The organism is Psychrobacillus sp. FSL W7-1493 (assembly GCF_038004905.1).
Classification (GTDB): Bacteria; Bacillota; Bacilli; order Bacillales_A; family Planococcaceae; genus Psychrobacillus.
Genome location: NZ_JBBOSB010000001.1, coordinates 1,313,001 through 1,327,750, shown reverse-complemented (window position 1 = coordinate 1,327,750; position 14,750 = coordinate 1,313,001). Strand labels below are relative to the sequence as shown.

Genomic DNA, 14,750 nt, shown 5'->3' with positions numbered 1-14,750 from the left:
TTAAATCTACCAAGTCAAAGTTTCATGATAAAATAATCCTGTTAAGGAGTGAAACTAATGAACAATAACTTTCCATTCCCTTCAGACGGGAAGAGATACTTTACATGGAACCGATATTTGCGTGATACCTTTGATATGAAAATTTTCAAGGTGGCGCTTGATGCAGGGTTTGATTGTCCAAATCGAGATGGCACGGTCGCTTATGGTGGATGTACATTTTGCAGTGTTGCTGGTAGTGGCGATTTTGCAGGTGACAAAGTAGATCCTATACCAGTGCAGTTTGAAAAAATTCGAGATAAAATGCATGAGAAATGGAAGAAAGGAAAATATATTGCTTACTTTCAGGCTTATACGAATACACATGCCCCCCTCCCTGTGTTAAAAGAAAAGTTTGAAGCTGCTCTGGCACTAGAAGGAGTTGTGGGGATTTCTATTGCAACTAGACCTGACTGTTTACCAGATGACGTAGTAGAATACTTAGCAGAGTTAAATGAACGGACGTTTCTATGGGTTGAGCTCGGTCTACAGACAGTCCATGAAAGTACAGCAAGGCTAGTTAACAGAGCTCATGATTTTAATACTTATATAGAAGGAGTCTCTAAACTTAGAAAGCATGGTATCCGTATTTGTACTCACATTATAAACGGGTTGCCATTAGAAAATAGAGAGATGATGATGGAAACAGCCAGAGAGGTAGCTAAGCTAGATGTTCAAGGGATTAAGATTCACCTTCTGCACCTATTAAAAGGAACTCCTATGGTGAAGCAATATGAAAAAGGAATGCTGGAGTTTATGGGGCGAGATGAATATATCCAGCTAGTAGCTGACCAATTAGAAGTTCTCCCGCCTGAGATGATCATTCATCGTATTACAGGAGATGGCCCTATTGATTTAATGATTGGTCCAATGTGGAGTGCCAACAAGTGGGAAGTATTAAATGGTATTGATGCTGAACTAGCTAAGAGAGAAAGCTTTCAAGGAAAACTATTTACGAAGACTGGTGAGTTAATATGAAGCTAAAAAGAATTCTTCCCTATGCAAAGGAGCTTCTTCAGGATGTGATAAAAGAAGGAGATACGGTAGTTGATGCAACCGCTGGAAATGGTCATGACACCTTATTCCTTGCCAGCTTAGTTGGCGATCAGGGACATGTATTTGCATTCGATGTTCAAACAGAAGCAATTGAATCGACCTCTGAAAGACTGAGTAATGCGGCTGTCAGAGATCGTGTCTCTCTAATTTTAGATAGTCACGGCAATGTAAGTAATTATATAGACGAACAGATTTCAGCAGCTGTTTTCAATTTAGGCTATCTACCTGGAAGTAACCATGAGGTAGTTACTAGAGGTAACTCCACTATACAAGCTATTACGTCCTTACTAGATATTCTAAAAATTGGAGGTCTCATTGTTTTAGTAGTTTACCATGGACATGAGGGTGGTAAACAAGAAAAAGATGAAATCATTTCTTTTGTTCAACAACTCCCTCAATCTTTCGTTCATGTACTATGCTACCAATTTCTAAATCAAGAAAATGACCCTCCATTTATAATTGCCATAGAAAAAATGAAGGAAAGGTGAATATATGGACGAATAGTGGAGAAACTAACTCAAAAAGGAGATTACCATGCCAAAAATCGCTTCCGTTAGTACATATAAACCTCCATACTCCCTAGAACAATCCAACATAGAGCAATTAACGAAAGAGCTTTTTCAAGATAAAATCCCACAGCTTGAACGCTTGCTTAAAGTATTTGAAAACGGTGATATCAAATCGAGAAATTTTTGTGTACCACTAGAGTGGCATCAAACGAATCATTCATTTGAAGAGAGAAATTCTCTGTATATTGAGCTTACTACCAAATATAGTGTAGAAGTAATCCAAGCCTGCCTCCAAAACAGTTCATTCCTAGAGAATAACGTATCGCCTGAAGAAATTGATGCTATTATCTTTGTGAGCAGCACTGGAATATCTACTCCAAGTATCGATGCGCGGGTGATGAATCATCTCCCCTTCTCAGACAGGCTAAAACGAATTCCTTTGTGGGGACTAGGCTGTGCAGGCGGTGCAGCAGGCATAAGCAGAGCATTTGATTACTGCAAGGCACATCCTTCTGACAAGGTGCTCGTTGTTTGTGTTGAGCTATGTAGCCTGACCTTTCAACCCAATGATTATTCTAAGAGTAATCTAGTCGGAGCCTCTCTTTTTGCAGATGGAGCTGCCTGTGTGTTAGTTTGCGGGGACGATGTGGAAATTGGAACCAAAAGACCAGTACCTCATATCATTAATACAGCGTCCAAATGGATGCCAGATTCTGAAGATGTCATGGGCTGGGAAGTAAAAAATAGTGGCTTACATGTAGTATTCTCGAAAAGCATACCGACGATTATCTCCAAATGGCTTGGTCCGTTTATGCACGAATTCTTGAGCGAGGAAAAGATTACTAGTGAGGATATCGTTAACTTTGTTGCGCATCCAGGAGGAAAAAAAGTGTTAAAGGCGTATGAGGATAGCCTCCATCTATCCGAAGACCAAACAGCAACCTCAAGAGAAGTGCTAAAAAATCATGGAAATATGTCTTCTCCAACGGTTCTCTATGTATTAGAGCAATTTATGCTTAAAGAAAATGCTCCTAATGACTATGGCATGCTAGTCGCTCTAGGCCCTGGTTTTTGTGGCGAAGCAGTGCTATTAAATTGGAGGGATTGATATGTTATTTTTCATCGTTATAGCACTAGTCATTGTTCAGAGATTAGTCGAAGTAGCTGTTGCTAAGAGAAACGAGAAACGAATGCTAGCTCAAGGGGCCTACGAAGTGGGAGCTTCCCATTACCCTTACATGCTAGCACTTCATATAAGCTTCTTTCTTTTTCTAATTGCAGAGGTTGTTTTATTGGATCGAGGAATTTCTCCATTATTCCCAGTATTTTTATTTGTTTTCTTGTTAGTCCAATTGCTTCGAGTGTGGTGCCTGACATCTCTCGGAAAGTTTTGGAATACCAAAATAATTATCCTTCCCGGTGCCAACGTTGTTACAAAAGGACCTTATCTTTATTTTAGGCATCCAAATTATATTGTTGTATGCACCGAAATTCTATTACTTCCTTTAATGTTTCAGGCATATTTCACAGCACTTGCATTCACGCTATTAAATTTAGCAATGCTGTCGGTCCGAATTCCATTAGAAGAGAAGGCATTAATAGAAGCAACAGATTATGAAGAAGCATTAAAAAAGAAGAAGATTTCAGCTTCCTAGCTGGTATCTTCTTCTTTTTGCTTTTTAGATTAAGCTTGTTTCATTACAGCCTCTTCCACTGCGCGAGCGACAATATAATGGACTGCAGGATCTAATGGGTTTGGTATTAGCTCACCCGGTCTTGTATAATCCACAATTGCCTTCGCCGCTGCAATCAGCATTGGATACGTGATTTCTTTAGCTCCAGCATTTAAAGCACCTTTAAAAATTCCTGGGAATCCTATTACATTATTTACTGAGCGACCATCTGCAGCAAAAGCTGCTCCAGCCGCAATCGCTTCAGATGGAAGGATTTCTGGATTAGGGTTAGAAAGCGCTAATATGATTTGACCTTTTCGCACCATCTCCGGTTTTATCAAACCTTGAACACCAGTAGTAGCTACGATAATATCACAGTTCTCCATCATTTCTTCTAAAGAATTCATTGTCTGACCACCGTACTGAAGCAGACGCTCTTTGGCTGCTTCCTGACGATCCAATCCATATACCTCTTCTACTCCATAAGCCATTAACATACGGCATATAGCCAATCCTGCTGCTCCTAAGCCTATCTGACCAATCTTCGCATTTTTGATGTCTACCTCCGTTGCACGGCATGCAGAAAGTATAGCAGACAATGCTACCACTGCAGTTCCATGCTGGTCATCATGCATAACAGGGATAGGAAGCTCTGCTTTTAATCTTTCTTCTATTTCAAAGCAATGTGGTGAACCGATATCTTCCAGCAATATCGCACCAAACCCTTGGTGAATATGTTTGATCGTTTCTACAACTTGGTCTGGATCACTAGTATCTAATAGAATCGGTATACCGCTCAATCCTACAAACTGATCTAACAGTACAGATTTCCCTTCCATTACAGGCATACCTGCAACAGAACCGATGTTACCTAATCCTAATATAGCAGTTCCATCCGTAACAATAGCTACAGATTTTCCGATAGAAGTAAAATATTGAGCCTTATCTGGTTCATTTACAATTTCCATGCAAACGCTAGCTACACCAGGTGTATATATTCTTTGAAGGTCTCCTAATGAACGAACGTCATATCTGCTCTTCATCGCAATCTTTCCACCTTCATGTGCTTTCAACACATCATCACTGATCGCTTGAATTTTCACACCGTTTCCAATAGCTTCTATATTACTTATAATTTTTTCAAAATCTTTTTTAGACTTGCTTGTAACAGATATGTCGCGAATAGTAGTTAAAGCACCACTTTTTAAAGTTGTAATATCCCCTATATCGCCTTCTCCCATTCCAATGGCAGTTGCTACCTTAGCAAAGTTACCAGGTTTAGAAAGTGTTTCTACTATTATATTACGAATAATATGTTGGTTTTCCATAGTTTTCTCCTAATCTCTCACTATTTTTGAATTATATGATTATAACACAAAAATTCTATTTGTTTGATAATGAAGACATTTATTATACACATAAAAGTGATAGTTAAGTAAGTGTTTATCTTATCTATTGGGAGCATGAAATTATTAATTTAGAAATAGAGATAAGGAAAATTCAAACTTACTAATATATAACCAATAACTCTTCTCTTTAAAATTACTTTTTTCACCATTATAAAGTGGTATAATTAGGAAGATATAGGAGGTCATTATGGATATTATTATGTTAATCATTATTTTGGGTTTAATCATGCTAGGAGTAATATCATTCACACTTTTTATAAGAAGAATATTAATAAATACCACACCAAGATCGTCTCATACCTCTTCTGACTCAGATATTGACAAAAAGTTGGACAAAATTATCATGTTGTTAGAAGAGAATAAATCTTCTAAATAGAAACGCTGTATCTATTTGTTATAGAGGGAAAACTTGTTCGAGCGGAGAACTACAGCGAAGAAAAACCACCAAAATTTTACTGTTCATAAAATTTTAGTGGTTTTTTATTTGACTATGTTAAAGGCTAGGGTTGGTTTTTCGTGCGTTGGTTTTGTTTGTGAAATGTTACACTTAAACTAACGCAGCAGGTTAGTTCAATAAGAAAAAAATTTAAAATAACGAAAAGAAGGAGTTATTGAATGAAGAAAAAGATTAACATAGGGTCATTTATCTTATCAATAATTTGTATTTTACTATTTCTCCTTGTTTCATTTTCAGGTCTGATTGATTATTCCGTTATGGGTACACACCCTTTAAATCTGGTTTTATATATTACATTGCTAACTTTAATTTTAGGAGTATTAGGTTTTTCAGGTATTCATGATTGGAAGGGAATGGCGAGGAGTGTAACTACAATAGTTATCACTTTGGGATTATCAGCGTTTTTGACTTTCGTTATTTTTTTCGGAAGTTTATTAAGCTAAACCAGCCAATAGTTTGTCAATATTTATTAATGAAAAACAAAAATAGTTCATGCTATACTAAATTTGTGCATGCCAAATAACCTTTCAAATTTCTACGTTTGGAAAGGTTTAGGATATTTGGATATATTTTGAACTAGGCTAGATCTTGGAAATCTGACTTGCTTTTTAATAGTGCATAAATCCAATGTAAAAGCTTATTTGCACATGCTATTACAGCCACTTTAAAGGGCTTTCCTTCTTCACGTTTCTTATCATAAAACTCACGTAACCTCTTATTTCGAGGAATGAGTTCATCTGTCGTTTTCTTCTTGCGACAATCACGAATGGCACTTTTTACGGCCATATATAAGGCGTGTCGTAGTCTACTAGAACCTCTTTTGGTAATCCGATTCAAAGTACCTTTGAATGTACCAGATTCAAAAACACTTGGATCAATTCCTGCAAAGGCAACTAATTTTTTAGGGTGATTAAACCGATCGATTTCCCCAATCTCAGAAATAATCGTTGCCGCGATTTTCTCGCCGATACCGGGAATAGATTGGAGAATCTTATATTCTTCCATGTTTTTCGCTAAAACATCTATCTCTTCTTCCAGATTGGATAGGTGTTTTTTGTATTCCAGAAGCATTTTAATATACATATCCATGCTTAAAATAAGGCTGTGGTATAAGGTTTTCTGAAATGGATTACGATTTGCGGCTGTCTTCAATTTTTCTGACTTGCTGTTTGCCCATTGTTGCGAACGGCTTTTACAGAATTCTTTTATCTTTTTTGCGATTGTTTCTTCACTAGTAGCCAATACTTCCTCTGAAGTAGGGAATGATTGGAGCGAAAGTAAGGAAACGTCTGAATACAAATCTCCAAAAACACCACAGTATTCAGGAAATACTTGGTCTAAAACGGACTGGAATTGTAGTTTGGTTTGTACATACATACCAGTAATATTTTCATGTTGTCTTGTAAGGTTACGTAAATTTAAGAGCTGGATTCCTCGTTGTTTATAAGGCTCTAGATCCTCTTTATAAAACATCTCGCAGAGATGACGAGCGTCTATGATATCCGTCTTTACTTTACGTAAACTTGAACTCTTTGCTCGATACGAAACGAGTGGATTAACCATGATTAATAAATATCCTCTCTCTTCGAAAAATTGGACAACTGGTGTATGATAATGGCCTGTAGATTCCAAAACAATCGGGGGCCTTTCTCCAGAAGCCTCTTCTATTTCTCTAATAAACTCTAAAAGAATTGTAAGCCCTTCAAGTGTATGAGCCACTTTAAAGCTCTTTTTGTACGGTTGCTTTTTCTCCAAGAATGCTTGAACCTGACTTTCGCCTTTTGCCACATCCAGACCAATTACTGGATTCATCATTATTTTCCTCCTTGTCATACAATTAACCGGTAACCCCTATTCCTCCATGTAGTATCATAGCTTCGCTTGTTATACGAGATCAGAGTCCCAACCAGCCTCAATCATGTTTCTACAAGTAGGGGGCGAACTGTTTAATTGACGGGATCATTAGCCCCACGGGTGCTTACGTTCTACCCCGGCTACCGCAATCATATATCGATATAAAAAAAGGTCAACCAGAAATATCTGGCTAACCTTATAATACGAACGGGTGCTTTAGCAAAATATGGCCATCATTTTGGATGGTCTATTTTTATGTCCAAAACGTTAAGTTGATCTCAGATATGCATTGTGAAATGTTACACTTAAACTAAAGGCGAAGGTTAGTTTAATAGAAAGTGTTAAAATAATGGAAATGTTTATGGTGAGGTGATATAAAAATGAAAGGTTATCTATATGGGGTATATGCTCTAATAATTGCAATAATCTCGATGTTTACAGGAGAAATAGTAACATTTATTATGCTTGGATTTATTTTAATAAGCCTTCAAAATATTCATTTTACTTTAAAGAAGATACTAGAAGTTAACCAGAAGAAGATTGACTAACGGGTGCTTTCCAAAGTAAAATGAGCCAGGAGAAAAATATCCTTGCTCATTTTTTAAGTCTATTTAAAATCAAACTTTACCTTTAACATAGCCTTTTATTTCTAAGGTGGCTTTGTCCTAGCCTCATATTAATGTTTATAATATTTTTTTCAAATGATGGATTATTCGTTTGTATATTTTGAGGAATTGTAATTCAAATTATACATGTCCTTCGTTTCGTTTAAAGCATTTCTATTAGAACTTCAGTTTCTAGTGGTTAGTTAATTATTACACGATATAACCAATGGATCTTAATACATTATTAATGAAGGAATGAGAATAAGTAAATATTTCTTCTCTTTCTGGCTCTAGATACAAGTCATGAAAGCAATTCTTCCATTCCTTAAATTGATAATCCGATAACTCTTGTTTTTTCAGCCATACTTTAGCTGCAGTTGTATCCGTAATTTTATCTCTTTCCCCTGTCATCAATAGCAAAGGAACATTAGGAATAGATTCATGATATTGACTTACCGTTTTCATCTCATTTTCCAGCTCTTTATACCAGCCATGTGAAATTATTGTTCGATAATAAGGATCATCAACTAGATTTTGATAAGCGCCGTAGTTTCTAGTGAGTTCCTTGAGCTGAATATCATGGTTTATCTTTTGCTGCACGGAGATTTTAGCTAAAGTCTTCGTCCATTTAGATGGAAGCTTGTTTAACTGTAGCCATGGAGATGTCAAGATAACACCTGCATACTGGACCTCTATTTTATGTAACATTTTCATCACCAGGGTTGCCCCAAGACCATGTCCAATTATGAATATAGGAAGATCATAGGAAACTGCCACCTGTACTGCTTGTTTTATGTATTCTTTGTAAAGATCAAAAGATTCATCATGAATGGTTTTTGCTCTCACCAACTCCCCATGTCCTGGTAGATCTCCCATTACTATATGGCAATTAGAGCTTCTCAATTTTTCGATTAACCAAGCATAGCGTCTGTGATGTTCATAGGCACTATGAACAATTATTACTACTGCTTTTGCTTTTTCATCTGATTCCCATTTCCACATGTTCAACATACCTCATTTCTAAAACACTCTCCACGTACTATTTATTTCCTTCTTCCCATTTGTTTGATAGGATTAATTATATTCTAATAAAATAAAGGAGTGTGTCTATTTTGATTTATCCTTACAAAGATAAGAAACCTTCGATTGATGAATCAGTTTATATTGCTGATTATGTCACAATTACAGGGGATGTTACAATCGGACCAGAGACTACAATTTGGTTTAATACGGTAATTAGAGGGGACGTTGCCCCTACTGTGATCGGAAGTAGAGTAAGCATTCAAGATTTAAGTTGCCTACACCAAAGTCCCAATAACCCACTAATCATTGAAGATGAGGTCACTGTCGGCCATCAGGTCACTTTACATAGCTGCACAATACGTAAAGGTGCATTAATTGGCATGGGTTCCATTATATTAGATGGCGCTGAAATAGGTGAAGGTGCTTTTATTGGAGCAGGAAGCTTGGTTCCCCAAGGCAAAAAAATTCCACCTAATACGCTTGCTTTTGGAAGTCCAGCAAAGGTTATACGAGAACTAAATGAGGAAGATAAAAAAGATGTCCAACGAATTATTCATGAGTATGCTGAAAAAGGACAATATTATAAATCAGTAAAACCAATTTAAAATTTTTTAAGAAACTAAAGCATTCTTATATTTTATATAATTTATACCCATTAATCCATTATGAGTAAACGCACCCAATTATTAATCTCCTTTAAATACACTTAGTTTTCAGATCATCTGTATAAAAGTATAAAAAGAACAGAAGGTATTAAGAGATCAATCTCTTAATACCTTCTGTTTTTATAAGAGGCATTCTGTAATAGAAGACTCTTTTATAGACCAGCTTTTTGCTTTAATAGCTCTGCTTTGTCTGTTCTTTCCCATGGTGCATCAATATCTGTACGTCCAAAATGTCCGTAAGCAGCAGTTTGCTTGTAGATTGGGCGACGAAGGTCTAACATTTTAATAATGCCAGCTGGGCGAAGGTCAAATAGCTCACGGATATAAGTTACCAAATCTGCTTCGGATACTTTACCTGTTTCAAATGTATCAATAGCAATTGATACAGGCTGTGCTACACCGATTGCATAAGCAAGCTGTACCTCACAACGATCAGCAAGACCAGCTGCAACAATATTCTTTGCCACATAACGAGCTGCATAAGCTGCAGAACGGTCTACTTTTGTTGGATCCTTACCAGAGAAAGCTCCTCCTCCATGACGAGCATACCCACCGTAAGTATCTACGATAATTTTACGACCTGTCAAACCTGCATCCCCTTGTGGACCACCGATAACAAAGCGACCAGTCGGGTTGATAAAGTACTTTGTTTCGTCTGTTATTAAATTAGTAGGAACTACTGGTTTAATCACATGCTCTTTTAAATCTCTTTGAATTTGTTCTAACGTTACTTCCGGATGATGCTGTGTGGAAATAACAATCGTATCGATATGAACTGGATTGTTATTTTCGTCATATTCTACTGTTACTTGTGTTTTACCATCTGGTCGTAAGTAATCTAATGTTTCATCTTTACGAACCTCAGCTAATCGGCGAGCTAGTTTGTGGGCTAGGCTAATTGGAAGTGGCATAAGCTCTGGTGTTTCATTACAAGCATAGCCAAACATTAAACCTTGGTCCCCAGCTCCGATTGCTTCAATATCAGAATCAGACATCGAACCTTCTCGAGCTTCTAGTGCTTGGTCAACTCCCATAGCGATATCAACCGATTGCTCATCGATAGCTGTAAGAACTGCTGACGTTTCTGAGTCAAAACCATATTTAGCTCGCGTATATCCAATTTCTTGAATAGTAGCTCGCACTACTTTTGGAATGTCTACATAAGTAGAGGTTGTGATTTCTCCAGCAACTAAAACCAAACCTGTAGTAACTGTTGTTTCACAAGCTACACGAGCGTTTGGATCTTCCGTTAAAATCGCATCTAAGATAGCATCTGATATTTGGTCACAAATTTTATCTGGATGACCTTCTGTTACCGATTCCGATGTAAATAATCGTCTTTGTGTCAAAAAATTCCCTCCTATGTCCTGCGAGATTTCTCTCAGGAATTGATACGGTACTCATTCCCATGTCAAGCCTATAGTAAACTTGAAGCCGTTTCGGACTTGGCACACAAGGATTTAGGGCGATGTAATATAAAAAAACCTCTCACTCACGTAGTTACATGAGGAAAGGGATTAATATCATAAACACCTTTCACTCTTATCAATCAAGGAATTTCACCTTGTATCAGGTTTGGCACCTTTGTAACTTAAGTACAATTACAGGTTGCCGGGTTTCATAGGGCCTGAACCCCTCCACACGCTCGGAATAAGAGTATCCGTTCAATTCACCATCATACGTATATTAGCAAAATAAGTCAACAGGTAAATTTGTTATTTATTCACAATTACAAAAAAAAATCATTTTTTGAGCTTTAATTAGTGTAGACTATTTAGTTTAATGTGTTATACTATTTCACATATCAACGAAAAATCCTCTTTATGATGTTTCCGTGAAGAGCTAAAAACTTTAATAAAGGATGGTAATACTATATGAATTCAATCGATACTGTGAGCGAACTGAACGAATTGTTAGCTGGTAACAACATTAGCCTGCAATTATCAGTACCACAATTAGTGGAAAAAGCTACGTCAAGAGGAGAAGCAGTACTAACTTCCACTGGAGCTGTTAAAGCAGAGACGGGCAAATATACAGGACGTTCTCCAAAAGACAAGTATATTGTTGATGAACCTATCTCAAAAGACAAAATCGATTGGGGATCTGTAAACCAACCTATCTCATCTTCGCACTTTGAAGCATTATATTCAAAAGTTATGAACTATTTAAAGGAAAAAAATGAACTATTCGTCTTTAAAGGATACGCTGGAGCAGACAAGGATTCACGTTTAAGCATTCAAGTTATCAACGAATATGCTTGGCACAACCTTTTTGCTCATCAGTTATTCATTCGTCCTTCTGAAGAAGAATTGTTATCTCATAAAGCAGACTTCACTGTAATTAGTGCACCGAACTTCAAAGCAAATCCGGCTGTTGATGGAACTAATTCAGAAACGTTCATCATCGTATCCATGGAAAAACGCATCGTTTTAATCGGTGGTACGGAATACGCAGGAGAAATGAAAAAGTCTATATTCTCTATTATGAACTATTTATTGCCTGAACAAAATATTTTACCAATGCATTGCTCAGCTAACGTTGGAGAAAAAGGCGATGTAACATTGTTCTTTGGTCTTTCAGGTACTGGAAAAACTACCTTATCTGCTGATTCAGGAAGAAAACTAATTGGTGACGATGAGCATGGCTGGTCAGATAATGGCGTATTTAATATAGAAGGCGGTTGTTACGCAAAATGTATCGACCTAACAAGAGAAAATGAACCACAAATTTTTGACGCTATCAAATTTGGTACAGTTTTAGAAAACGTAGTTGTAGACCCTACTACTCGTACTGCTGATTATACTGATAGCTCTTTAACTGAAAATACTCGTGCAGCTTATCCAATTCAATATATAGATAATATTGTTGATCCATCTGTTGCTGGTCACCCAAATACAATCATCTTCTTAACTGCAGATGCATTTGGAGTGTTACCTCCAATCAGTAAGCTTACTAAAGAGCAAGCAATGTATCACTTCTTGAGTGGATTCACTTCTAAGCTTGCTGGTACAGAGCGTGGAATTACTTCTCCACAGCCTGCTTTCTCAACATGCTTCGGTTCTCCGTTCCTACCATTACATGCAACTGTGTATGCTGAAATGCTTGGTAAGAAAATCGATGAGCATGGAGCACAAGTATTCTTAGTAAACACTGGCTGGACTGGTGGAGAATATGGTGTAGGAAGCCGCATGAAGCTTTCTTACACGCGTACGATGGTTCGTGCTGCAATCGAAGGTAAATTAACTGATGTGGAAACAACTAAAGATGCAGTATTTGGATTAGATATTCCTACTAGCATTGACGGAGTTCCTTCTGAGGTATTAATCCCTCGTAACGCATGGGAAGATAAAGCTGCTTATGATCAAAAAGCGTCTGAGCTAGCTCAATCCTTCCGCGAAAACTTCAAAAAGTTTGGAACTGTCTCTGAAGAGATATCATTAAAAGGCGGTCCTACTGCTTAATACACTTTAAACTTAAGAAGCTAATACAATAAAGCCTACTTCTAAAAACGAAAAGCTCTGTCAATTTTACTCTGAATGTAAAATTGGCGGAGCTTTTTTTGATAAAAAAATGTTATAAATGTCTAATGGGTTTGTAGTTGGAAAGAAAACAACGAAAAACATAGTGCCGTTTAGATGTGTGTTATTTATTGTAAATTTTTATAAACAAAAGAAAATTATGTTAGAATGTATTTAAGATTGTAATTAATTTGGAGGTGAAATTAATCTAAGTTGACACTCTTAATAATTATTGGAGCTTTTTTAATGCCGATATTAGCTATTATTTTTTGTCTTAACCTAGTAACAATCATAAAAAAAGTAAAGAGCGACGAATCTACTACTAAAAATACATTTTGGATGACAACGTCTTTTATACTAATTGTATGGAGCATGTCTCTTAGCGCTATATTCAGCTTTACTACCAATCCCCAATAAGAATATCCTTTTAAACACCGGTACTAGCCTTTTTTAATAAAATGATAAAATATTTAAAGAAAAAAACGCTTAAATTCTGAGCGTTTTTACTGTTTTCATAAAGATATTGTTGAAATATATGCTGTTTAAGCCAATTATCCTCTATACTCAGCTAACTATTTCCTAGGAAATCCCCTCTCCTGCATCGCTTATGCTTGGACTCCGATCTTAAAGCTTAGCACTATATCTTAACTAGAATATTTTCAAAAGAGTTTGAAGAAACCAAAAGGCAGAGTATATACCAATAAATTAAATAAAAGGTTATTTATGTTTACACATTAATTACTCATAAAGACTCGTTAATGTAAGTGATCCTCTTAATAAGGGCAAGGATGTACACTAATCTCTTAAAATTTCACGAAAGATGGGAGTATCATAAATGAAAAAATGGTTGTTGCTAATGTTATTTTGCGTCACCTTAGGTCTATCTGCTTGTTCTCAAGGTGAAGAAGACACACTGAAATATTTGGGGGTTATTAGTGAGGGAAAAGTTTTGGGTTATGAATACACTGTAATAAAAGAGCAGAATAATTATTTATGGAAGATAGGATACAAAGAAGATATAACGATTATCGAAGAGAGTACTTACAATAAAGAAGATTTATTAAAATTTAGGAATGCTGTAATTGACAGTAAATTGGTATTATCAAAACTTATTATATCGGTATCATACTTACTAATTGTTACTATAACAACATTTCTCCTTTATAAAAAAAATAGAAAGATGCTTAAAGATGCCAGTGCAGTGATAACTATTTTTGTAGGCATTGCTGTATATATTGCATTTAAAGCGTCATTTGATTTAAATAGTTTATTACACGACATTAAATACTTCTATTTAATCCTTACTATTTAAATTAAAATGTGAATGTCAATCGTCTTTATCATACGTACAACTCCACATGAAAGAGGTTATGCTAATGAGTATGAATGCTACCTTTCTACTCCGTTTTAAGTTTTGACCGCCATTTTTACTAAGAAAAAACAGTCTTTGTATGCAGGAACAGAGGTTGTTAAGAGATAAAACTTTAGTGAAATAAGGGGGAATTCGATTGAAAAAACTCTGCTTACGAATATTCGCAATGGTGCTGATATTAGTCATCACAGGCTGTTTCTAGCTTGAACCTATGACTTTTGAGGGAATTTACTCAGGAGACTTATCAGAAGTATCCAAAATAGAGATTAGACACGGTAATGGAGAACTTAAAGAAATTACAGATCAATCAATTATAAACTCTTGGCTTGATAGTATAAAAAACATCGTATTTGAGCCTTCTACAAACCAAGAGGGGCATGTTGGTTATCTGTATAATGTAAGCCTTTTTGAAAAGGAAATTTTAACACTTTCCTTTTCTACTACACAAATAAATGATTTTTATTACAATGAGAATGAGCAAGTTTTGCAGCAATTACATTCGTTATTCAATGAAAATTAAACGATCCCACGAATCTGTAATAAACTGACAAAATAATAAGAGGTAACAGACTA

Annotated in this window: 15 protein-coding genes and 1 riboswitch; of the genes, 11 read left to right on the top strand and 4 right to left on the bottom strand. The window is 36.2% G+C overall.

All coding sequences use genetic code 11. From position 1 onward, the window contains the following. Positions 1-57: 57 nt before the first annotated feature. From MKX96_RS06785 to MKX96_RS06770, 4 genes are read left to right on the top strand one after another with little or no spacing between them, the layout of a single operon-like run. Positions 58-1,014 carry a TIGR01212 family radical SAM protein gene (locus tag MKX96_RS06785; protein WP_340882952.1) on the top strand — a complete coding sequence of 319 codons (957 nt, stop codon included), beginning with the start codon at positions 58-60 and terminating at the stop codon, positions 1,012-1,014. Next, positions 1,011-1,580 (top strand): class I SAM-dependent methyltransferase, encoded by a 570-nt coding sequence (locus tag MKX96_RS06780; RefSeq protein ID WP_340882951.1) that lies wholly within the window; start codon positions 1,011-1,013, stop codon positions 1,578-1,580. Before MKX96_RS06785 ends, MKX96_RS06780 begins: the two co-directional genes overlap by 4 nt. A gap of 46 nt (positions 1,581-1,626) precedes the next feature. Beyond that, complete coding sequence (locus MKX96_RS06775) at positions 1,627-2,709, top strand: type III polyketide synthase (RefSeq protein WP_340882950.1); 1,083 nt, start codon at positions 1,627-1,629, stop codon at positions 2,707-2,709. A 1-nt stretch (position 2,710) separates the two neighbouring features. Then, complete coding sequence (locus tag MKX96_RS06770) at positions 2,711-3,256, top strand: isoprenylcysteine carboxyl methyltransferase family protein (protein ID WP_340882949.1); 546 nt, start codon at positions 2,711-2,713, stop codon at positions 3,254-3,256. A 29-nt stretch (positions 3,257-3,285) separates the two neighbouring features. On the opposite strand, the gene MKX96_RS06765 is transcribed toward MKX96_RS06770, so the two are convergent. Further along, entirely contained in the window at positions 3,286-4,602 is a 1,317-nt protein-coding gene (locus MKX96_RS06765) for an NAD-dependent malic enzyme (protein ID WP_340882948.1), read from the bottom strand. A 268-nt stretch (positions 4,603-4,870) separates the two neighbouring features. Here MKX96_RS06765 and MKX96_RS06760 point away from each other — a divergent pair, with 268 nt between their 5' ends. Both MKX96_RS06760 and MKX96_RS06755 read left to right on the top strand, forming a co-directional pair. Then, positions 4,871-5,059, top strand: a complete 189-nt coding sequence (locus tag MKX96_RS06760) for a DUF4083 family protein (protein WP_340882946.1) — start codon at positions 4,871-4,873, stop codon at positions 5,057-5,059. 239 nt (positions 5,060-5,298) lie between these two features. Continuing rightward, entirely contained in the window at positions 5,299-5,583 is a 285-nt protein-coding gene (locus tag MKX96_RS06755) for a hypothetical protein (RefSeq protein WP_340882944.1), read from the top strand. Between the two features lie 133 nt (positions 5,584-5,716). Here the strand turns inward: MKX96_RS06755 and MKX96_RS06750 are convergent, their stop codons facing one another. Continuing rightward, complete coding sequence (locus tag MKX96_RS06750; protein ID WP_340885901.1) at positions 5,717-6,952, bottom strand: IS110 family transposase; 1,236 nt, start codon at positions 6,950-6,952, stop codon at positions 5,717-5,719. Positions 6,953-7,374: 422 nt separating this feature from the next. Between MKX96_RS06750 and MKX96_RS06745 the strand changes: the two genes are divergently transcribed. Beyond that, positions 7,375-7,542 (top strand): hypothetical protein, encoded by a 168-nt coding sequence (locus MKX96_RS06745; RefSeq protein ID WP_340882942.1) that lies wholly within the window; start codon positions 7,375-7,377, stop codon positions 7,540-7,542. A gap of 267 nt (positions 7,543-7,809) precedes the next feature. Here MKX96_RS06745 and MKX96_RS06740 read toward each other — a convergent pair whose 3' ends face one another. After that, the gene (locus MKX96_RS06740; protein WP_340882941.1) at positions 7,810-8,601 is read right to left on the bottom strand and encodes an alpha/beta hydrolase; all 792 of its coding nucleotides are present in this window, start codon (positions 8,599-8,601) and stop codon (positions 7,810-7,812) included. A gap of 110 nt (positions 8,602-8,711) precedes the next feature. Here MKX96_RS06740 and MKX96_RS06735 point away from each other — a divergent pair, with 110 nt between their 5' ends. Beyond that, positions 8,712-9,227, top strand: a complete 516-nt coding sequence (locus tag MKX96_RS06735) for a gamma carbonic anhydrase (RefSeq protein ID WP_169359985.1) — start codon at positions 8,712-8,714, stop codon at positions 9,225-9,227. Positions 9,228-9,439: 212 nt separating this feature from the next. Here MKX96_RS06735 and metK read toward each other — a convergent pair whose 3' ends face one another. Then, complete coding sequence (metK, locus tag MKX96_RS06730) at positions 9,440-10,636, bottom strand: methionine adenosyltransferase (protein WP_340882939.1); 1,197 nt, start codon at positions 10,634-10,636, stop codon at positions 9,440-9,442. 190 nt (positions 10,637-10,826) lie between these two features. Beyond that, positions 10,827-10,944, bottom strand: a riboswitch (SAM riboswitch). A 217-nt stretch (positions 10,945-11,161) separates the two neighbouring features. On the opposite strand from metK, the gene pckA reads away from it, so the two are divergent. The 3 genes from pckA to MKX96_RS06715 all read left to right on the top strand — a co-directional run bounded on the left by pckA (position 11,162) and on the right by MKX96_RS06715 (position 14,697). After that, positions 11,162-12,748 (top strand): phosphoenolpyruvate carboxykinase (ATP), encoded by a 1,587-nt coding sequence (gene pckA, locus MKX96_RS06725; protein ID WP_340882938.1) that lies wholly within the window; start codon positions 11,162-11,164, stop codon positions 12,746-12,748. A gap of 892 nt (positions 12,749-13,640) precedes the next feature. Beyond that, entirely contained in the window at positions 13,641-14,117 is a 477-nt protein-coding gene (locus tag MKX96_RS06720; protein WP_340882936.1) for a hypothetical protein, read from the top strand. Between the two features lie 271 nt (positions 14,118-14,388). Beyond that, entirely contained in the window at positions 14,389-14,697 is a 309-nt protein-coding gene (locus MKX96_RS06715; RefSeq protein WP_340882934.1) for a hypothetical protein, read from the top strand. Positions 14,698-14,750 lie beyond the last annotated feature (53 nt).